Raw genomic sequence first — 17913 nt, 5'->3', positions numbered from 1 at the left:
CTAGCCAGGCTGCAGGACTTCACCGGAGTTGATTGATGTCGGAAGACAGCGACGCAGAAAAGACCGAAGCCGCGTCACCGAAGCGCCTCGAGCAGGCGCGTGAGGAAGGCGACGTTCCGCGATCGCGTGAAGTGGCCACGTTTACGGTGTTGATGGCGTCCGGCTGCTGTCTGTGGTTTGCCGGCGACGCCATCGTGCGGCGGCTGACGGCTGTCATGGTTTCCGGGCTGACCCTGGACCGGGAACAGATCCTCAATCCCGACGCGATGATGTTGCGCATCGGCTACGACGTGGGTTCCGTTCTGCTGACTTGCCTGCCGTACGCCGCAGCCATCATGCTCGTCGCCCTCGCGTCGCCCGTGCTGGTGGGCGGCTGGCTGTTCAGTTCCAAGGCGTTCACCCCCAATTTTGGCAAGCTCAACCCGATTCGCGGCCTGGGCAATATGTTTTCGAAGAATGCGCTGGTGGAGCTGCTCAAGGCCATCGCCAAGACCCTCGTCGTCGGCGTCGTCGCCTGGATGGTGATGCAGCATCAAAAGGATGCCGTGCTGGGCCTGTCGGTGGAATCCCTGCGCGCCGGTTCGGCCCATCTGATCAGCCTGCTGATCACGGCCTTCCTGCTGATCGTCGGCGCGCTGGGCTTGATCGCCGCCATCGACGGTCCGTACCAGATGTGGCATTACGCCAACAAGATGAAAATGTCCTTGCAGGAAGTCAAGCAAGAGGCGAAGGAGTCGGACGGCAATCCGCAGATCAAGGCGAAGATACGCCAGATGCAGCATGAAATGTCGCGCCGCCGCATGATGGCCGACGTGCCGACGGCCGACGTGGTGGTGACCAATCCGACCCACTACGCCGTGGCCTTGAAGTATGGCGAGAATTCGCGCGGCGCGCCGCAGGTGGTGGCCAAGGGTATCGATGAAGTGGCGGCGAAGATCCGCGAACTGGCGGGCGAACACAAGGTCGCCATCCTGGAAGCGCCAGCCCTGGCGCGCGCGCTGTACAAGCACACGGACATCGGCGACGAGATTCCCGAGGCGCTGTATGGCGCCGTGGCCGAAGTACTGGCCTACGTGTTCCAGCTGCGCAGCTACGGCAACGGCCATGGCGAGCGCCCCGACAAGCCGAAAAAACTCGACGTGCCGCCCGAGCTCGATCCGCTCGACCCCGCATCGCAGACCAAACCCGCGGCAGACGCGGCAGACAAGAATAAAGGAAGCACACCATGAACGGCCTGAGATTGCCAGCCTGGCTCAGCGGAATGGGCAACAATGCCAGCAAGGGTGTCGCCGCGCCGATCATCATCATCATGCTGCTGGCGATGATGGTGTTGCCGCTGCCGGCCTTCATCCTCGACATTTTCTTCAGCTTTAATATCGCGCTGTCCATCATCGTGTTGCTGACGGCGCTGTACACGGTCAAGCCGCTCGACTTCATGGCCTTCCCGACCATCCTGCTCGTGTCGACCATGCTGCGCCTGTCGCTGAACGTGGCGTCCACGCGCGTGGTGCTGACGGAAGGCCATACGGGCGCCGACGCGGCCGGTAAAGTGATCGAAGCGTTCGGTCACTTCTTGATTGGCGGCAACTACACGGTCGGTATCGTGGTGTTTATCATTTTGACGATCATCAACTTTACCGTCGTGACCAAGGGGGCGGGCCGTATCGCCGAGGTGGGCGCCCGCTTCGCGCTGGACGCCATGCCTGGTAAGCAGATGGCCATCGATGCCGACCTGAACGCCGGCCTGATCGGCGAAGACGAAGCGCGCCGCCGCCGCACGGAAGTGGCGCAGGAAGCGGAATTCTACGGCGCCATGGACGGTGCCAGCAAATACGTGCGCGGCGACGCCATCGCCGGCATCATGGTGACCGTCATCAATATCGTCGGCGGCTTGCTGGTGGGCTTGCTGCAGCATGACATGGGCTTTGCCGATGCACTGAAGAACTACACCCTGCTGGCCATCGGTGACGGCCTGGTGGCGCAGATTCCTTCGCTGATCATTTCCACGGCGGCCGGTATCGTCGTCTCGCGCGTGGCCAGCGAACAGGACATTGGCACCCAGTTGGTGGGGCAATTGTTTGCGAAACCGCAAGTGCTGTACATTACTGCCGGCATCATCGGCGGCATGGGCCTGATCCCCGGCATGCCGAACATGGTCTTCATCCTGCTGGCGTCATTGCTGGCCGGCTCCGCCTATTTGATCAGCAAGAAACGCACGCAGGAAAAGGCGGCGGCCGAAAAGCCGGCCGAAGCGCCGCCAGCCACGGTGGCGCCCGAGCAGGAAGAAGCCAGCTGGCAAGACATCATGCCCGTCGACACCCTGGGCCTGGAAGTGGGCTACCGTTTGATCCCCCTGGTCGACAAGACGCAGGGTGGCGAATTGCTCAAGCGCATCAAAGGCATCCGCAAGAAATTTGCCCAGGAAGTGGGTTTTCTGGCGCCGCCCGTGCATATCCGCGACAACCTGGAATTGAAGCCGTCCGCCTACCGCATCACCCTCAAGGGCGTGGAAGTGGGCGTGGGCGAAGCGTTCAACGGCCAGTTCCTGGCGATCAATCCCGGCATGGCCAGCGGCACCTTGCCGGGCCTGGCCACGAGCGACCCCGCGTTCGGCTTGCCTGCCACCTGGATCGACGCCAGCCTGCGCGACCAGGCCCAATCGATGGGCTACACGGTCGTCGATGCGGGCACCGTGGTGGCCACGCACTTGAATCACCTGATCACCTCGCATGCGTCCGAGCTGCTGGGCCGCGCGGAAGTGCAGTCGCTGCTCGACCACCTGGGCAAGGATGCGCCGCGCCTGGTGGAAGACCTGGTGCCGAAGATGCTGTCGCTGTCGACCCTGCAGAAAGTGCTGCAGAACCTGCTGGCCGAGGGCGTGCACATCCGCGACATGCGCACCATCATCGAAACCCTGGCCGAGCATACGGTCCATACGCAAGACCCGAACGACCTGACGGCGCTGGTGCGCGTCTCGCTGGGCCGCGCCATCGTGCAGCAGCTGTTCCCCGGTGCGGCCGAGTTGTCCGTGATGACCCTCGACAGCCGCCTGGAGCGCCTGCTGATGCAGGCGATGGGCAATGGCGGCGACGGCGCCGGCATCGAGCCGGGCCTGGCCGATACCATCGCCCACCAGGCGGGCCTGGCCGCGCAGCAGCAGGAAGCGCTGGGCCTGACGCCCGTGCTGCTGGTGCCGGCGCCGCTGCGCGCCCTGCTGTCGCGCTTCCTGCGCCGCGCCTTGCCGCAGCTCAAAGTGCTGTCGCATGCGGAAGTGCCGGAAACCAAGACGATCCGCGTCACGGCGCTGGTGGGGGCGCAATAGTCGACAGCATTAGTACCGGGGTCAGACCCCCTCCAGCGTTAGCGCGGAGCTTTGCGTTAGCGTTAGTGGGGGTCTGACCCCAGCTTCTCAGCCCTTGCTTTTGGTCAAATAAACATCAATTTCCTGCCGGCAAACTGAATAACGGGTACTTTCCCGTCCTGTTCCTTCGATCATTTCCTGCAAGCATCGCTAATAATAGAAACTGTCCGGGTGATCTGTGTCCATGTGGAAGACAGCACCCAAGCAACAGGAGTCGATGATGGTCACACAGTTCAGCCAATATTGCGCCACCCCCGCCTTGGGAGGCCGGTCATGAATGTGAAGAAATTTACGGGCGCCTCGTCGCGCGATGCGCTGCGCAAGGTGCGCGAAGCATTGGGTCCCGACGCCGTGATCCTGTCGAACCGCCAGACCGATGGCGTGGTGGAAATCCTCGCGCTGGCCAATGACGATGCCGCTTCGCTGGCGTCGCCGCCGGCCGCGTCCGAAATGGCCCAGCCCCGTCCCCAGTTGCAGACCCAGTTCGCCACGCCGCAGCGTCCGGCCGCCCCGGCCCAGCGCCCGGCCGCGCCCCGTCCTGCCGCGCCGCGCCAGGCAGCCGGCGAGCCAGTGGACATGGCCCGCATGCAGCAGATGATGGCCAGCGCGCTGGCGCACGTCAAGGAAAACGCCGCCGCCGAGATGAGCGGCATGATGAATGAAATCCGCGCCATGCGCGGCATGATGGAAACCCAGCTGGCGGAAATCTCGTGGGGTTCGACGCAGCAGCGCGAGCCGCAAAAAGCCGTCGTGCTGCGCGAAATGCTGGCGGCCGGCTTCTCGGCCAGCCTGGCGCGCTACCTGATCGACAAGCTGCCCGCCGGCCTCGACGGTGCGCAAAGCATGCGCTGGATCAAGACCGTCCTGAGCCGCAACCTGAACACGGTCGCCAATGAAGACGCCATGCTGGAGCAGGGCGGCGTGTTCGCGCTGGTCGGCCCGACCGGTGTCGGCAAGACCACCAGCACGGCCAAGCTGGCGGCCCGCTGCGTGATGCGCCACGGCCCGGAAAAGCTGGCCCTGATCACCACGGACGCCTACCGTATCGGCGCGCACGAACAGCTGCGCATCTACGGCAAGATCCTCGGCGTGATGGTGCATTCGGTGAAGGACGAAGCGGACTTGCGCATCGCCCTGAAGGAACTCAAGAACAAGCACACGGTGCTGATCGATACCGTGGGCGTGAGCCAGCGCGACCAGATGGTGACGGAACAGGTGGCCATGCTGTCGGGCGCCGGCGCCGACGTGAAGCGTTTGCTGTGCCTGAACTCCACGGCGACGCAGGAAACGTTGAACGAAGTAGTGCGCGCCTACCAGGGCAGCGGCCTGGCCGGCTGCATCATGACCAAGCTCGATGAAGCGGCGTCGATCGGCAACGTGCTCGACGTGGTGATCCGCCAGAAGCTGAACCTGTTTTATGTGTCGAACGGCCAGCGCGTGCCGGAAGACCTGTACCTGGCCGACCGCGGCTACCTGATCGACCGCGCCTTCAAGCTCAAGCGCGACTCGGCGGCCACGCAGTTTTCCGACGCCGAACTGCCGCTCCTGATGGCGCAGGCGGCCGCCCGCAACAATGAAGCGCGCGGGGTGCACCTTGGCTAATTTCGATTTCGACCAGGCCGAGGGCTTGCGCCGCATGCTGGCCGGCCCGCAGCCGCGCGTCATGACGTTCCTCTCGGCCACGCCGCAGGACGACAAGGGCGCCATGCTGGTCAACCTGGGCGCTTCGCTCGCCTATGGCGGCAATGACGTGCTGCTGCTTGACGCCAGCGGCGGCAGCGATGGCGTGGCTGCACGCCTGGGACTGGCGCACGGCGCCAGCCTGCGCGACGTGGCGCGCCAGCAGTGCGGCCTGAACCAGGTCATCCATCAGGTGCCGCAAGGCTTCGGCGTGGCCAGCCTGGGCGCGCGCAACCACCTGATGGACAGCATGGACTATGCGGGCGAGGACGAACTGCGCCGCCTGGGCAAGACTTTCGAGGTGCTGGCGCGCCAGAGCGGCATCGTGCTGGTCGACGGCGTCGTGGCCGACGAGGGCGATTGCTTCCCCGTGCCCTTGATGGCCTCGTCGGATATCGTGGTGCAAGTGTCGACCAGCGCCACCTCGATCAAGGCGGCGTACTGCCTGATCAAGCGCCTGAGCCAGGAACTGGGACGCCGTCCATTCGGCATTCTCGTCACGGGCGCTTCCGAATCCGAGGCAAAAGTGGTATACGATAATATGGCACAGGCGGCGAGCCGCTACCTGGCCGTGAAGCTGACCTCGATGGGTTCGGTGCCTGCCGATGAATATCTGCACCGCGCGGCGCGCCTGGGCCGCAGCGTGGTCGATGCGTTTCCGCTGGCGGGCGCCTCGGTGGCGTTTCGCGGACTGGCCGAGCGGCTGGCCCGTTCGGCGGCGCCGGTGCTTGGCGGCACCTTGTACCAGACGGGGAGCCCGCACCAGTTCAGCGCCTGAATCGAACCGCAGCACCAGATAAGATGAGAAAACAATAAGCAGCCTATGTACACGGTCAAAGGGAAATCGAACAAGGACTATTTGCTGACGGAGCACATTCCGCTGGTGAAGCGTCTGGCGCACCATATGAAGGCGAAATTGCCGCCTTCGGTCGAGGTCGATGACCTGATCCAGGCCGGCATGATCGGCCTGCTCGATGCCATTAGCCGCTATGAAGAGACGCATGGCGCGCAGTTCGAGACCTATGCCGTGCTGCGCATCCGCGGCGCCATGCTCGACGAATTGCGCACCAGCGACTGGCTGCCGCGCAGCATGCGCCAGAACATGCGCAAGATCGAGGAGGCGATGAGCACCTTGCAGCAGCGCCTCGGCCATCCGCCGACGGAATCGGAAGTGGCGAAACTGCTGAAAATGTCGCTGGCCGACTACCAGGAAATGCTGGGCGACGGCGGCGGCCACCAGCTCGTGTATTACGAAGACTTTCATGATCCGGACGGCAATGACAGCTTCCTCGACCGCCACTGCGTGGACGAGGACAGCGACCCCTTGCGTTCCCTGCTCGATACCGATTTCCGGCAATCCGTGATCGATGCCATCGACGCGCTACCACCACGCGAGAAAATACTCATGGGCCTGTATTACGAAGAAGAGCTGAACCTGAAGGAGATCGGCGCGGTGATGGGCGTTTCCGAATCGCGCGTCTCGCAGCTGCATACCCAGGCCGTCGCGCGCCTGCGCGCAACCTTGAGGGAGCAGGCGTGGACTGGTCCAGCGTAATCGGGCTGGCGCTGGCGCTGGCGGGCCTGCTGGTCGGCCAGGCACTGGAAGGCGGCAAGATGGCCTCCCTGCTGCAGCCGGCCGCCTTCGCCATCGTCATCATCGGCACCTTCGGCGCCGTGCTGCTGCAGACGCGGTTGCGCACCTTCGTGCGCGGCCTGGAAATGCTGCGCTGGGTCTTCCTGCCGCCCGCCGACACGCGCGCCGCGCTGGCGCGCGACATCGGTCAATGGAGCCTGACGGCGCGCCGCGACGGCCCGCTGGCGCTCGAGCGCCTGATGGAAAACACGGCCGACCGCTTCAACGCCAAGGGCTTGCGCATGATCGTCGACGGCATCGCGCCCGACAAGCTGCGCCAGCTGCTCGACGTGGAAATTTCCGCCTACGAAATGGCCGAGCGCCAGGCCGTCAAGGTGTGGGAATCGGCGGCCGGCTATTCGCCCACCATCGGCATCCTGGGCGCCGTGCTGGGCCTGATCCACGTGATGGAAAACCTCACCGACCCGAGCAAACTGGGCAGCGGCATCGCCGTGGCCTTCGTCTCGACGATTTATGGCGTGGGCCTGGCCAATCTGCTGTTCCTGCCGGTGGCCAATAAACTCAAGGCCATCGTCTCGCGCCGCGTGCTGCAGTATGAAATCACGGCCGCCGTGCTGTACGACATCGCCACGGGCGACCATACGCGCATCATCGAAGAGCGCGTGTCCAGCCTGCTGCACGAGCACTGACCATGATGCGGCGCGCGCGCAGGAAGTATGACGAGGAACCGGACAACCAGGACCGCTGGCTGATCTCGTATGCCGACTTCATCACTTTGCTGTTCGCGTTCTTCGTCGTGATGTACGCGATTTCGCAAGTCAACGAGGGCAAGTACCGCGTCTTCCAGAATGCCATCGGCCAGGCCTTCAGCCTGGAAAAGGGCGCGCCGCCCATCATCATGGAAGCGCCGCAGGCGATCCCGTTGCCGAACCCCGCCCTGAAACGCCGCACGGAAGCCATCCGCCGCGAGCGCGAACACATGACGCGCCTGGCGCAGGACCTCACTTCCACCTTGGCGCCGCTGGTCAAGGAAGGCAAGGTGCGGGTCACGCAGACGAGCCGCGGCGTGAGCGTGGAAATCAATGCCAGCGTGCTGTTCGACCCGGGCGCGGCGCGCCTGACGGCGGAATCGGACCAGGCCCTGCGCGCCGTCGCCGTGCTGCTCAAGGATGACACGCACGACGTGCAGGTGGAAGGGCATACGGACGTGCAGCCGATCAGCAATTCCAATTTTGCCTCGAACTGGGAATTGTCGGCCGCGCGCGCCAGCGCCGTGGTGCGCCTGTTCATCGCCAGCGGCGTGCAGGCGTCGCGCCTGACGGCGGTGGGCCACGCCGACAATATCCCCGTGGCGCCCAACGAAACCCCGGAAGGGCGCGCGCGCAACCGCCGGGTCGCCGTGACGATCCTCTCGGGCATCCCGGAAACGGTGACGGAAGTGCCGACGGCGCCTGTGGCGCCGGCACCGGTTCCCGCCAACTGAACGCCGCCGCTTGCTACAAGCGCGGCCATCTTTCCTTTATTTCTACCTATTATCTCTCCATCATGAAAAGCAGCTCCCTGGGCGGTCTCGTCTATTCCACTGAAACGGGCCGCATGTGTCCCGCCTGCCGCCAGCCGCTGGCGCAATGCGCGTGCAAGGCGCAAGCCAAGACGGCGCCGGCGGGCGATGGCGTGGTGCGCGTGTCGCGCCAGACCAAGGGCCGGGGCGGCAAGAGCGTGACCGTGGTCAAGGGCTTGGCGCTGGACGCCATCGCGCTGGCCCTGCTGGGCAAGCAGCTGCGCACGCAATGCGGCTCTGGCGGCACGGTCAAGGATGGCGTGATCGAAGTGCAGGGCGACCATGTCGAAACGGTGATGGCGGCGCTGGCCAAGCTGGGCCACCAGCCGAAAAAGGCCGGCGGCTGAGCGTGCGGAGGCGTGCGGCCTGCTGCCGTGCGCCTGTGGTAACGTGCTTTTCCTTTTATGCGCGACCTCATATGAACAGCAAACTGACCGGTATCGCCATCGCCGCTGCCATCGCGGCAGTGCTGGCGCTCGTGTACTGGCCCGCACCCGATGGCGGCGCGCCGGACGCTGGCGCCACCGCTGCCGCCAGCGCGCCGGCGGGACGCAGCCTGGCGTCGTATTTGAATATCGACGCCACCCCGGTCGCCGATGCCGCGCCCGTTGTCGTGTCCCTGGCACAGCGGCTCGAACGCCTGGGCGCCAGCGGCAAGCCGGAGGACGCGTATGCGGCCTACAACCTGATCGACGACTGCATCGTCTTCCAGCGCGAAAACCGCTTGCCGGGGATGGAATTCGAGTTGGGGCGCGAGATGACGGTGGAAGAAAAAACCGCCCAGCAGCAGCTGTGCGCGGGTCTGACGCAGCGCCAGCGCGAGGACCGCCTCGGCTACCTGGCCACTGCCGCGCAAGGCGGCGTACCGGGCGCGGCTACCCTGTTCCTGTCGGAAGGTCCGTTCGGCGACCGCAGCGCGCTGCGCAACCGTCCCGATGATCCGCTGGTGCAGGCATGGAAGCGGCAAGCCATCGCCCAGCTGACGGCGCAGGCGGATGAGGCGGAACTGACCAGCGTGTCGACCCTGATGATGGCCTACCTGCGCGATGGCGACGTGGTGCAGAAAGACGCGCCGCAAGCGTATGGCTACCTGCTGGCCCTGCGCATGGTCTACGACGACATCCTCACGCCCGGCACCACGAATCCCTACCAGGACAGCTACTGGCACTGGCTGCAAAACGAGTTGACACCCGAGCAGCAGGCCGCCGCCCTGATCAAGGCGAATGGCATCGCCGCGAAATTCCGTCAGCATACGGGCCGGCCCACGCACGGTTGAGTGCGTAGACCAGCCCCTGCACAGGCTGGCCCGTGCATAAGCCAGTCCGTGCATAGGCCAGTCCGTGCATGGCGTCGCCGCACCGGCGCCAGGTCTGCCAGCTACGGCAGTGCTTGCAGGCGCCGGGTGCGGGTCAGGCAGCCGTCTTGCGGCGCCGTACGCTATACCCGATCAGACCCAGTCCCACCAGCAGCATGCCGTAGGTTTCCGGTTCGGGCACGGCCGTAGTGATGGAAATGTCCAGCACGGAATCACGCACGCCGAGGCCGCTTGCTACCAGGGTATAGGTGCCAGGTCCCAGCAGGCCGTTGAAGGTGGAATGGGCGAAGCTGCCCAGTACGCCCGTGAACGTATCCGATTGCACCAGGTTGTTGCTGGAGTCGAACAAGTCAATGTTGACGCCAGTCAGGCGGGGACCGAATTCGCTGGCGCCCGTGACCAGCCAGGCGGCGTTGCCCGTGAACGATTGCACGCCGCTGCCGACCGTAAACGTGGTCGTTTGCAGCAGCGAGCCGCGCTCTGTCGTGAAGGTGTCGACGAACAAGGTGTCTTGCGCCAGCAGCGGCGTGGCCACCACGGCCGTCGATACGAGATGGTTGTAGAACACGGCTTGCGTCTCGGCCTGCGCGGCTGGCGCCAGCAGGGTGCAGCCGAGCAGCAGCGCCGCGCCAGCCTTGGTTACTGAGAGAGAGTTCATATCATGCTCCTGTGTACTTGCAGTTGAAGTGGTGTGCGTCATGGCGCAGCGCAAAAGCGCAAGCCGGACGCGTGCAATGGATTAGCTATGCCTGCGGGAATGATGTTCGTGTCGGCGAGGAAAGTCCCACCATGTATTGGTGCGGCGTATGCTAGGGATTAGCATATAGTCATCATTCCCCTCAAGTTTGAGCGTGCTCAAATGTGTGGGCGTGAAGGGGCGCGCTGTTGTTTCTGCGTGCGGCGTTGTGGCGGGAGTGCGGGCATGCCGGCTCCGCCGCAGCCTCCCTGGAGGGGCTGCGCGGCGGTGATGTGCAGGATGGTCGTGATATGGGGCCGCTGTTCGGGACGGCGTCAGGCGTGCAGCAATGGCTTATTACTGTGCCTGTCGCTGCTGTTGCCTGCGCTGGGGGAAGACGGGAGGCGCTTAGCCGATGACGACGCGCCGGCTGGCCGTGTTTGCCATCGGTTGGCCGCTGGGGCCGTAGAAATTGCCGCTTTGGGCAGTGGGGCGCATGGCGTTCAGGGCGCCTTGCGTGTGCAGCATGTGTTTGTTGACCAGCAGGCTGTTCAGCCGGTTCTGTTCCTTCGCTTCGCGCGTCGTCTCGAGCAGGGCTTTCCACAGGGGCGCCGCCTCGGCGTCGCTGGTGCTGACCAGCCAGTCTTCCATGCCCGCTTCGGCGGCCGTGAAGCCCGCCGCCGCCAGCGCCTGGTGGCGTTGCGCCGCCAGCTGGCTCAATTGCCCGACGAGCGCCGTCTTGCGGGCCGTGAGCTCCGTGATTGCATCGATGTCAGCCGCAACCAGATGCCGCTGTTCTTCTTTCATCAATGCCAGCAATGTGGTCATGAGCTGTTGCTCGTCGCGCAGGCTGGAAAACGGAGTCACTGATTGCATGAGGTAACCTATCTATTTCGTGAGTGCAGCAAGTCCTTGACCGTGTCGAGGAGACCGTCCGCCACTTTTTCAGAGTTGACCTGGAACTGGCCGTCGGCGATCGCCAGCTTGATGCGTTCGACTTTCTTCGTGTCGAACACGGCGCCGCTGCCGGCAGTTGCACTGGCCGCTAATGCCTGTCCTTGCGGCGACAGGCGTACATTGTCCGACGTTGTCGGTGTTGCCTGGGCTTTCTCGGCATTCCGGGCGCCCGAGGTATTCGCGGGCGCCACCGGCAGGCCGGGATTGCTTTTAATGGTGTTATCGGTAATTTTCACAGCGTGATCCTCGTCTGGTCGAAGTCAAAAAACTCCGGGATATGTGTCTTTATCGGCACCTTCTTCCGAAACTTTAGTGCGCCAGACCACAATATCGCTGTCCATCCGAGTTTAAAAGGCGACCTCCACCATGCCGCCAGCCCGCGCCACGCCGCTGATCTGCTGGCCGCTCTGCGTGCGCACCTGTACCGTCTGACCGTCGCCGGCGCTGCTGATGGCGCGTCCTTCTGATGCCACTTGGAAACCGTTGCCGCTGGAAACGACGCGCACCAGCTGGCCCTGTATCACCACCGGCTTGCGGCGCAGGGTGTCGAGGCGCATCGGCGTGCCTGGCGGCAAGGAAATATTCGTGCTGGCGCCCACGACCTGGGCCATGTCTGTGGCGATGCCTGCCGGCAATGCTGCCAGGTCGCCCTGCATCGTCACCAGCTGGCTGGCATCGATGGCTTGCCCTTGCGCCAGCGGCACGGCGCTGGCCACATAGTCGCCCACGACGGCCACGTTCGCCTGCAGATAGATGGTCCAGTTGGAGGGGGCCGTGCAGCGCACGCCCACGGTCGTCTTGCCCCAGGCGCGCGCGCCTGGCGCCATGAAGGCTTGCGGCGCGGGGCAGGCGGCCAGGTTCAGGCGCGGATCGACGGCGCCGACGGTGACCGTCACCTTGCCCGGCAAGCCGTTGCTTTGCACTTGCAGGAATTGTTCCACGCTGTTGCGCAGCGCTTCCGGCGTCTGCCGGCCGGCGTTTTGCGCCTGCGCCAGCAGTGGCAGGGCGGCAAGAGCGAAGAAGAAAGCAAGCGGTGTTTTCATGGTATAGGCCTCTGGAATAGTGCCATGATAGTGCGCGCCGCCCCGTTTGAAGCGACGATTAAGGGGTAAAAGTACGGTCTGATCCGGCGATGGTCTTGCCGGCGGGCGCCGTACTATGTTTCCTGTCATCACTATACCGCCATCCTTCCGCCATCTCAGGCGCCAGTGGCAGATCTTTCCGGAGCCTGACATGATAGGGAAACTCGACGATTACATGCGCTTCAACGAGACGGCGCTGAGCCTGCGCTCGACGCGCCAGGAATTGCTCGCCTCGAATATCGCCAATGCCGACACGCCCAACTACAAGGCACGCGACGTCGATTTCGCCAGCGCGCTGAAGGGAGCGATGGCGCGCAAGGATGGCGTGCAGCCGGCCCTGAAGGGTACGGCGCCGCAGCATATGCCGGGCAAGGGCGTCGCCGCCGCCGTGGGGGGCAGCACGGGCGGCAAGGTCGAGACCCTGGCCGACGGCACGCCGCTGCTGTACCGCGCGCCGGCCCAGGGCGCTGTCGATGGCAACACGGTCGACATGGACCTCGAGCGCAATGCCTTTGCCGATAACGCCATCCGCTACGAGGCGGCCGTAACGTTCCTCAACTCGCAGATCAAGGGCATGCTGACGGCCATCCAGGGAGGACAATAATCATGTCGCTATTTAATATTTTCAATGTTTCCGGTTCGGCCATGAGCGCCCAGGCGCAGCGCCTGAACACGGTGGCCAGCAACCTGGCCAATGCCGACAGCGCCACCAGCGCCACGGGCGAAGCCTACCGCGCCAAGCAGGTGGTGTTCGAAGCCGTGCCCATGGCCAACGGCGCCACGGCCGTCAAGGTGCAGAAGGTGATCGAAGATCCGTCGCCGATGAAGCTGGTCTACGACCCGAAGAATCCGCTGGCCGACGAGAAGGGCTACGTCACCATGCCCAACGTGAACACGGTCGACGAGATGGTCAACATGCTGTCGGCCTCGCGCTCGTACCAGACCAACGTGGAAACCATGAACGCGGCCAAGTCGCTGCTCCTGAAAACCCTCACCATCGGCCAATAAGGCTGACTGACCATTATGGCAACCATCGATACGAGCAAAACCGTCACCACCGACCTGATGGCGACGATGAATCCGAAGAAGACCACGGCCGCGAAGGGCAGCGTCGAGGAAGAAACGAACAAATTCCTGACTCTGCTGGTGACCCAGCTGCAAAACCAGGATCCGATGAACCCGCTGGACAATGCGCAGCTGACCAGCCAGTTGGCCCAGCTGTCCACGGTGACGGGCGTCAACAAGCTCAATACCACGCTGGAAACGCTCAAGACCAGCTACCAGCAAGCCGAATCCATGCAGGCGGCCAATATCATCGGCCACGGCGTCTTGACTGCAGGCAAGAGCATTAACCTGAGCAAGAGCGCGGCCCTGCTGGGCGTGGACCTGGCGACGCCGGCCGACAGCGTCAAGGTCACCATCTACAACAGTACGGGCAAGGAAGTCCATTCCATCGACCTGGGCCCGCAGGACGCGGGTACCTTGCCGCTGGGCTGGAACGGCTCCACGGCCGAGCTCGACAAGGACGGCAAGAACATCGTGCTGCCTGACGGCGCCTATACGTTCTCGGTGGAAGCCAAGCGGGGCGGCGCCAAGCTGACCGATGCGGCGGCGCTGATGTTCGGTTCGGTTGCCAGCGTGTCGACGGGCGCCGGCGGCGTGAAGTTAAATGTGCCGGGCGTGGGCAGTATCACCATGGCCGATGTGAAACAGATTTTGTAAGCCGCTCATTTGTAGCGTAGACCCTCTACCCCTATTTTCTACCAGGAGAACACAATGTCTTTCCAACAAGGCCTGAGCGGCTTGAACGGCGCCGCCAAATCGCTGGACGTCATCGGTAACAACATCGCCAACTCGGCCACCGTGGGTTTCAAGCAATCGCAGGCGCAGTTCGCCGACATCTATGCCAACTCGCTGTATGGCGTGGGCGGCAACCAGCCCGGTATCGGCGTGTCCGTGTCGCAGGTGGCGCAGTTGTTCAACCAGGGTAACCTGGAAAGTTCGTCCAATCCGCTCGACATCGCCATCAACGGCGGCGGTTTCTTCCGCACCAGCGTGAACGGCGCCATCCAGTACTCGCGCAACGGCCAGTTCCAGGTCGACAAGAACGGTTTCATCGTCAATGCCCAGAAAGCCCAGCTGACGGGCTATCCGGCCGATGTGAACGGCAAGATCCTGGCCGGCGCCACCGTGCCGCTGCAGATCGACCCGTCCGACATGGCGCCGCAGGCGACCACCAAGGTCGATACCCAGGTCAACCTCGATTCCAATTCGGCCATGCCGACCGTGGTGCCGTTCACCGTGGGCGAGCAAAAGTCGTGGACCAAGCAATTCCCCGTGCCCGTCTACGATTCGCTGGGCAACTCCCACACCATGTCCAATTTCTACGTCAAGACGGGTACCAATACCTGGGATGTCTACACGGCCACTGACGGCAAGGAAATCACCAGCGCGAAAGTGGTCGCCGCTGCGCAAACCGATGCCGCCTCGCTGGCCGCGCGCGCCGCCTATCAGGCCGCCGTCACGGCCGTGCCGCTGGTGCCCGCCAATATCACGGCCGCCGCCGTTGCCTATGGCAATGCGGCCGGTGTCGCCATACGCACCGCCGCCGCCGCGGCCGGCGCCAGCCCGGCCCAGCTTGCCGCCATCAGCGCCACCTATGGCAGCGCCGTGCCCAACGGCGTCAATTCCAGCCTCACGCCGGACCAGATCGACAGCAGGATCTCTGCGGTGACGGAAGTGCCCGCCGTGAAGTCGGCGTCGCTGGTGTTCAACAGCGTCGGCAGCCTGGACAAGGCCGCCATGCTGGCCCTGACGCCGCCGCAAACCCTGCCGGTGACGGTCAACCTGCCCGTCTTCCCCGCCACGGGCGCGAACGCGAATCTGGCGATCAAGGTCGACTTCACCAATTCGACCCAGCTCAGTTCGTCCACCAGCGAAAAGCGCACCGTGGCCGATGGCTATGCGGCTGGCCAGCTGGACCGTTTCGTCGTGGGTTCCGATGGCGTGATCCAGGGCCAGTACAACAATGGCAAGACGCGCGACCTGGGCCAGGTGGTGCTGACCAAGTTTTCCAATCCGAATGGCCTTGAGCCGCTGGGCAACAATGCCTGGGCGGAAAGCTCGACCTCGGGCAGCCCGATGACGGGCGAGCCGAGCTCGGGCGGCCTGGGCGACTTGCGCGCCTCGGCCGTGGAAGTGTCGAACGTGGACCTGACGGCCGAACTGGTCAACATGATCACGGCCCAGCGCGCCTACCAGGCGAATGCGCAGACCATCAAGACGCAGGATTCCGTCATGCAAACACTCGTCAACCTGCGTTAATAGTACCGGGGTCAGACCCGCCGGGTCTGACCCCAGCTTTCTGCCTTGGGTTGAAGGCAACAGGAGAAATAAAAAATGGACCGTCTCATCTACACCGCCGGCTCCGGCGCCAAGCACATCCTGGACAAGCAGGCGACCACGGCGAACAACCTGGCGAACGCCACCAGCACGGGTTTCCGCGCTCAGCTCGACTCGTTCCGCGCCGTGCCCGTGGTGGCCGACGGCATGATGCCGACGCGCGCCTTCGTCGTCGATTCGACGGTCGGTTCCGACTTCACGCAAGGCCCGATGCAGCACACGGGCCGCGCGCTCGACGTGGCCGTGGAAAACGGCGGCTGGATCGCGGTGCAGTCGGCCGACGGTTCCGAAGCCTACACGCGCAACGGCGCCCTGAAGCTCAATGAAAACGGCATGCTGCAGACGCAGTCGGGCCTGATGGTGCAGGGCGATACGGGCCCCATGGCCATTCCGCCCGGCGTGACGGTGGCCATCGCCAGCGACGGTACGGTGGGCACGATATCCACGGACGTGCCGCCAGGCCCGTCGACGGTGTTGGGACGCATCAAGCTGGTCAACCCGCCCGAGCAGCAACTGGTGCGCGGCGACGACGGCCTGTTCCGTCTGAAGGATGGCACGGTGGCGCAGGCCGACCAGGCCGTCAAGCTGACCACCGGTGCCCTGGAAGGCAGCAATGTCAGCCCCGTCGACTCCATGGTCAGCATGATCGCCCTGGCGCGCCAGTTCGAAACGCAAATGAGCTTGTTGAAGAATGCCGAGAATAACGCGGCGAAAGCCACCCAGATCCTCGCTTTGAATTGATGGGGACCACCGCATAATGGTCACATAGAAATAGTCTAGCGCTGTTATTGGAGAAAAATCATGATTCGTTCCCTTTGGATTGCCAAAACCGGCCTGGAAGCGCAGCAGACGCAGATGGACGTGATCGCCAATAACCTGGCCAACGTCAGCACCACGGGCTTCAAGAAGTCGCGCGCCGTGTTTGAAGACTTGCTGTATCAAAATGTGCGCCAGCCGGGCGCGCAATCGTCGCAGCAGACCCAGCTGCCATCGGGCCTGCAGATCGGCACGGGCGTACGCACCGTGGCTACCGAACGCATCCATACGCAGGGCAATCCCCAGGCGTCGGGCAATTCACGCGATGTGATGGTCAACGGCACCGGCTTTTTCCAGGTGCTGCTGCCGGACGGCGCCACCGCCTACACGCGTGACGGCTCCTTCCAGACCGATGCCAACGGCCAGCTCGTCACTTCCGAAGGTTTCGTCATCCAGCCCGCCATCACCGTGCCGACCAATGCGCTGAGCCTGACCGTGGCGCGCGACGGCACCGTCTCCGTCACCTTGCCCGACACTGTTGCACCATCGCAAATCGGCTCGCTGCAGCTGACCACCTTCGTCAATCCGGCCGGCCTGGAATCGAAGGGCGAAAACCTGTACATGGAAACGGGCGCCTCCGGCGTGGCGCAGACCAACACCCCGGGCACCAACGGCGCCGGCGTGCTGATGCAGGGCTATATCGAAACGTCGAACGTCAACGTGGCCGAGGAAATGGTCAACATGATCCAGACGCAGCGCGCTTACGAGATCAACAGCAAGGCCATCACCACGTCCGATCAAATGCTGCAGAAATTGTCGCAACTTTAATTTTCATAGTCGTCATGCCATCCGCCGCCGGATGGCAGCGGAGGTTCGTCATGCAATACCCCATCATCGCCCTGTTGTCCGCAGTCCTGCTGTCCGGCTGCGCCATCACGCCCACCTCGATCGTGCAGTACCCGACCACCACGCGCGCGCCGATGCCCGAACCCGTGGTCGTCAGCAATGGTTCCATCTACCAGCCGTCGACCTACCGTCCCGCCTTCGAAGACCGCCGCGCGCGCCACGTGGGCGACACCATGACGATCGCCATCACCGAGCGCACGAATGCCGTCAAGGCGGGCGCCAGTTCCGGCAACAAGTCGGGCAGCGTGGGCTTTTCCACGCCAGGCATGCTGCAGGGCCGTCTGGGCGGCACCGTCTCGGCGAATGGCGCCACCAAGTTTGCGGACGGCGACAACCAGTCCGCCAGCAATACCTTTTCCGGCACGATCGGCGTGACGGTGATTGAAGTGCTGCCGAACGGTAATCTGATCGTGGCCGGCGAGAAACAGATCGCCATGAACAAGGGCACGGAATTCATCCGCTTCTCGGGCATGGTCAATCCCGATACCATCGGCACGGGCAACGTCGTGCCATCGACCCAGGTGGCCGACGCGCGCGTCGAATACCGTACCAACAGTCAGATCGACCGCGCCGAAATGGCCTCGATGGCGTCGCGCTTCTTCCTCAGCCTGCTGCCGTTCTGA

The 17913-nt window shown here is 64.0% G+C and carries 19 protein-coding genes and 1 pseudogene; 16 read left to right on the top strand and 4 right to left on the bottom strand.

Features of this window, described 5'->3' with window-relative positions; genetic code table 11:
- Nucleotides 1-35 precede the first annotated feature (35 nt).
- The 9 genes from flhB to AC1RBA_RS10055 all read left to right on the top strand — a co-directional run bounded on the left by flhB (nucleotide 36) and on the right by AC1RBA_RS10055 (nucleotide 9472).
- A complete protein-coding gene (gene flhB / locus AC1RBA_RS10095) occupies nucleotides 36-1229 on the top strand; it encodes a flagellar biosynthesis protein FlhB (protein ID WP_070220176.1) in 1194 nt (397 codons plus the stop codon).
- Nucleotides 1226-3322, top strand: coding sequence for a flagellar biosynthesis protein FlhA (gene flhA, locus AC1RBA_RS10090; RefSeq protein ID WP_070289125.1), 2097 nt, complete (start codon nucleotides 1226-1228; stop codon nucleotides 3320-3322). The genes flhB and flhA overlap by 4 nt, the downstream gene beginning before the upstream one ends.
- 312 nt (nucleotides 3323-3634) lie before the next feature.
- On the top strand, nucleotides 3635-4963 hold the full coding sequence (gene flhF, locus AC1RBA_RS10085; protein ID WP_070220172.1) for a flagellar biosynthesis GTPase FlhF: 1329 nt from the start codon (nucleotides 3635-3637) through the stop codon (nucleotides 4961-4963).
- Nucleotides 4956-5819, top strand: coding sequence for a MinD/ParA family ATP-binding protein (locus AC1RBA_RS10080; protein WP_070220170.1), 864 nt, complete (start codon nucleotides 4956-4958; stop codon nucleotides 5817-5819). Before flhF ends, AC1RBA_RS10080 begins: the two co-directional genes overlap by 8 nt.
- A 45-nt stretch (nucleotides 5820-5864) precedes the next feature.
- On the top strand, nucleotides 5865-6596 hold the full coding sequence (locus AC1RBA_RS10075) for an RNA polymerase sigma factor FliA (RefSeq protein WP_010400804.1): 732 nt from the start codon (nucleotides 5865-5867) through the stop codon (nucleotides 6594-6596).
- Nucleotides 6578-7324: a flagellar motor protein gene (locus tag AC1RBA_RS10070; protein WP_046685945.1), complete on the top strand. Its 747-nt coding sequence runs from the start codon at nucleotides 6578-6580 to the stop codon at nucleotides 7322-7324. Before AC1RBA_RS10075 ends, AC1RBA_RS10070 begins: the two co-directional genes overlap by 19 nt.
- 5 nt (nucleotides 7325-7329) lie before the next feature.
- Nucleotides 7330-8118 carry a flagellar motor protein MotD gene (gene motD / locus AC1RBA_RS10065; RefSeq protein ID WP_070220198.1) on the top strand — a complete coding sequence of 263 codons (789 nt, stop codon included), beginning with the start codon at nucleotides 7330-7332 and terminating at the stop codon, nucleotides 8116-8118.
- 62 nt (nucleotides 8119-8180) lie between these two features.
- Nucleotides 8181-8543: a translation initiation factor Sui1 gene (locus AC1RBA_RS10060; RefSeq protein WP_099408905.1), complete on the top strand. Its 363-nt coding sequence runs from the start codon at nucleotides 8181-8183 to the stop codon at nucleotides 8541-8543.
- Between the two features lie 71 nt (nucleotides 8544-8614).
- Complete coding sequence (locus AC1RBA_RS10055) at nucleotides 8615-9472, top strand: hypothetical protein (RefSeq protein WP_492417943.1); 858 nt, start codon at nucleotides 8615-8617, stop codon at nucleotides 9470-9472.
- 133 nt (nucleotides 9473-9605) lie between these two features.
- Here the strand turns inward: AC1RBA_RS10055 and AC1RBA_RS10050 are convergent.
- The 4 genes and pseudogenes from AC1RBA_RS10050 to flgA form a co-directional block, all read right to left on the bottom strand.
- Nucleotides 9606-10106, bottom strand: a pseudogene (locus AC1RBA_RS10050) (FxDxF family PEP-CTERM protein); the annotation flags it as partial.
- 489 nt (nucleotides 10107-10595) lie between these two features.
- Nucleotides 10596-11063, bottom strand: coding sequence for a flagella synthesis protein FlgN (locus tag AC1RBA_RS10045; protein WP_070220165.1), 468 nt, complete (start codon nucleotides 11061-11063; stop codon nucleotides 10596-10598).
- A gap of 8 nt (nucleotides 11064-11071) precedes the next feature.
- A complete protein-coding gene (gene flgM, locus AC1RBA_RS10040; RefSeq protein WP_034754089.1) occupies nucleotides 11072-11380 on the bottom strand; it encodes a flagellar biosynthesis anti-sigma factor FlgM in 309 nt (102 codons plus the stop codon).
- Nucleotides 11381-11491: 111 nt separating this feature from the next.
- Nucleotides 11492-12187 carry a flagellar basal body P-ring formation chaperone FlgA gene (gene flgA / locus AC1RBA_RS10035; RefSeq protein WP_121670254.1) on the bottom strand — a complete coding sequence of 232 codons (696 nt, stop codon included), beginning with the start codon at nucleotides 12185-12187 and terminating at the stop codon, nucleotides 11492-11494.
- Nucleotides 12188-12377: 190 nt separating this feature from the next.
- Here flgA and flgB point away from each other — a divergent pair, with 190 nt between their 5' ends.
- From flgB to AC1RBA_RS10000, 7 genes are all read left to right on the top strand, one after another.
- Nucleotides 12378-12830 (top strand): flagellar basal body rod protein FlgB, encoded by a 453-nt coding sequence (gene flgB, locus AC1RBA_RS10030; RefSeq protein ID WP_070220161.1) that lies wholly within the window; start codon nucleotides 12378-12380, stop codon nucleotides 12828-12830.
- Between the two features lie 2 nt (nucleotides 12831-12832).
- Nucleotides 12833-13234 (top strand): flagellar basal body rod protein FlgC, encoded by a 402-nt coding sequence (flgC, locus tag AC1RBA_RS10025; protein WP_034754081.1) that lies wholly within the window; start codon nucleotides 12833-12835, stop codon nucleotides 13232-13234.
- A 15-nt stretch (nucleotides 13235-13249) separates the two neighbouring features.
- On the top strand, nucleotides 13250-13948 hold the full coding sequence (locus AC1RBA_RS10020) for a flagellar hook assembly protein FlgD (RefSeq protein ID WP_070220159.1): 699 nt from the start codon (nucleotides 13250-13252) through the stop codon (nucleotides 13946-13948).
- A 54-nt stretch (nucleotides 13949-14002) separates the two neighbouring features.
- Complete coding sequence (locus AC1RBA_RS10015) at nucleotides 14003-15550, top strand: flagellar hook protein FlgE (protein WP_070220157.1); 1548 nt, start codon at nucleotides 14003-14005, stop codon at nucleotides 15548-15550.
- Nucleotides 15551-15625: 75 nt separating this feature from the next.
- The gene (locus AC1RBA_RS10010) at nucleotides 15626-16369 is read left to right on the top strand and encodes a flagellar basal body rod protein FlgF (RefSeq protein WP_034787153.1); all 744 of its coding nucleotides are present in this window, start codon (nucleotides 15626-15628) and stop codon (nucleotides 16367-16369) included.
- A gap of 60 nt (nucleotides 16370-16429) precedes the next feature.
- Nucleotides 16430-17212 carry a flagellar basal-body rod protein FlgG gene (gene flgG / locus AC1RBA_RS10005; RefSeq protein WP_070220155.1) on the top strand — a complete coding sequence of 261 codons (783 nt, stop codon included), beginning with the start codon at nucleotides 16430-16432 and terminating at the stop codon, nucleotides 17210-17212.
- Between the two features lie 50 nt (nucleotides 17213-17262).
- Complete coding sequence (locus AC1RBA_RS10000) at nucleotides 17263-17913, top strand: flagellar basal body L-ring protein FlgH (protein WP_070220153.1); 651 nt, start codon at nucleotides 17263-17265, stop codon at nucleotides 17911-17913.

This window comes from Janthinobacterium sp. GW823-FHT03B06 (genome assembly GCF_058796955.1).
The sequence above is the reverse complement of the archived record's forward strand: the minus strand, read 5'-3'. Positions and strand labels throughout refer to the sequence as shown.

What these genes read in the sequence shown, in the direction of transcription:
- flhB (WP_070220176.1), top strand. Translation starts at nt 36, where the DNA reads ATGTCGGAAGACAGCGACGCAGAAAAGACCGAAGCCGCGTCACCGAAG.
- flhA (WP_070289125.1), top strand. Translation starts at nt 1,226, where the DNA reads ATGAACGGCCTGAGATTGCCAGCCTGGCTCAGCGGAATGGGCAACAAT.
- flhF (WP_070220172.1), top strand. Translation starts at nt 3,635, where the DNA reads ATGAATGTGAAGAAATTTACGGGCGCCTCGTCGCGCGATGCGCTGCGC.
- AC1RBA_RS10075 (WP_010400804.1), top strand. Translation starts at nt 5,865, where the DNA reads ATGTACACGGTCAAAGGGAAATCGAACAAGGACTATTTGCTGACGGAG.
- motD (WP_070220198.1), top strand. Translation starts at nt 7,330, where the DNA reads ATGCGGCGCGCGCGCAGGAAGTATGACGAGGAACCGGACAACCAGGAC.
- AC1RBA_RS10060 (WP_099408905.1), top strand. Translation starts at nt 8,181, where the DNA reads ATGAAAAGCAGCTCCCTGGGCGGTCTCGTCTATTCCACTGAAACGGGC.
- AC1RBA_RS10055 (WP_492417943.1), top strand. Translation starts at nt 8,615, where the DNA reads ATGAACAGCAAACTGACCGGTATCGCCATCGCCGCTGCCATCGCGGCA.
- AC1RBA_RS10045 (WP_070220165.1), bottom strand. Translation starts at nt 11,063, where the DNA reads ATGCAATCAGTGACTCCGTTTTCCAGCCTGCGCGACGAGCAACAGCTC.
- flgA (WP_121670254.1), bottom strand. Translation starts at nt 12,187, where the DNA reads ATGAAAACACCGCTTGCTTTCTTCTTCGCTCTTGCCGCCCTGCCACTG.
- flgB (WP_070220161.1), top strand. Translation starts at nt 12,378, where the DNA reads ATGATAGGGAAACTCGACGATTACATGCGCTTCAACGAGACGGCGCTG.
- flgC (WP_034754081.1), top strand. Translation starts at nt 12,833, where the DNA reads ATGTCGCTATTTAATATTTTCAATGTTTCCGGTTCGGCCATGAGCGCC.
- AC1RBA_RS10020 (WP_070220159.1), top strand. Translation starts at nt 13,250, where the DNA reads ATGGCAACCATCGATACGAGCAAAACCGTCACCACCGACCTGATGGCG.
- AC1RBA_RS10015 (WP_070220157.1), top strand. Translation starts at nt 14,003, where the DNA reads ATGTCTTTCCAACAAGGCCTGAGCGGCTTGAACGGCGCCGCCAAATCG.
- AC1RBA_RS10010 (WP_034787153.1), top strand. Translation starts at nt 15,626, where the DNA reads ATGGACCGTCTCATCTACACCGCCGGCTCCGGCGCCAAGCACATCCTG.
- flgG (WP_070220155.1), top strand. Translation starts at nt 16,430, where the DNA reads ATGATTCGTTCCCTTTGGATTGCCAAAACCGGCCTGGAAGCGCAGCAG.
- AC1RBA_RS10000 (WP_070220153.1), top strand. Translation starts at nt 17,263, where the DNA reads ATGCAATACCCCATCATCGCCCTGTTGTCCGCAGTCCTGCTGTCCGGC.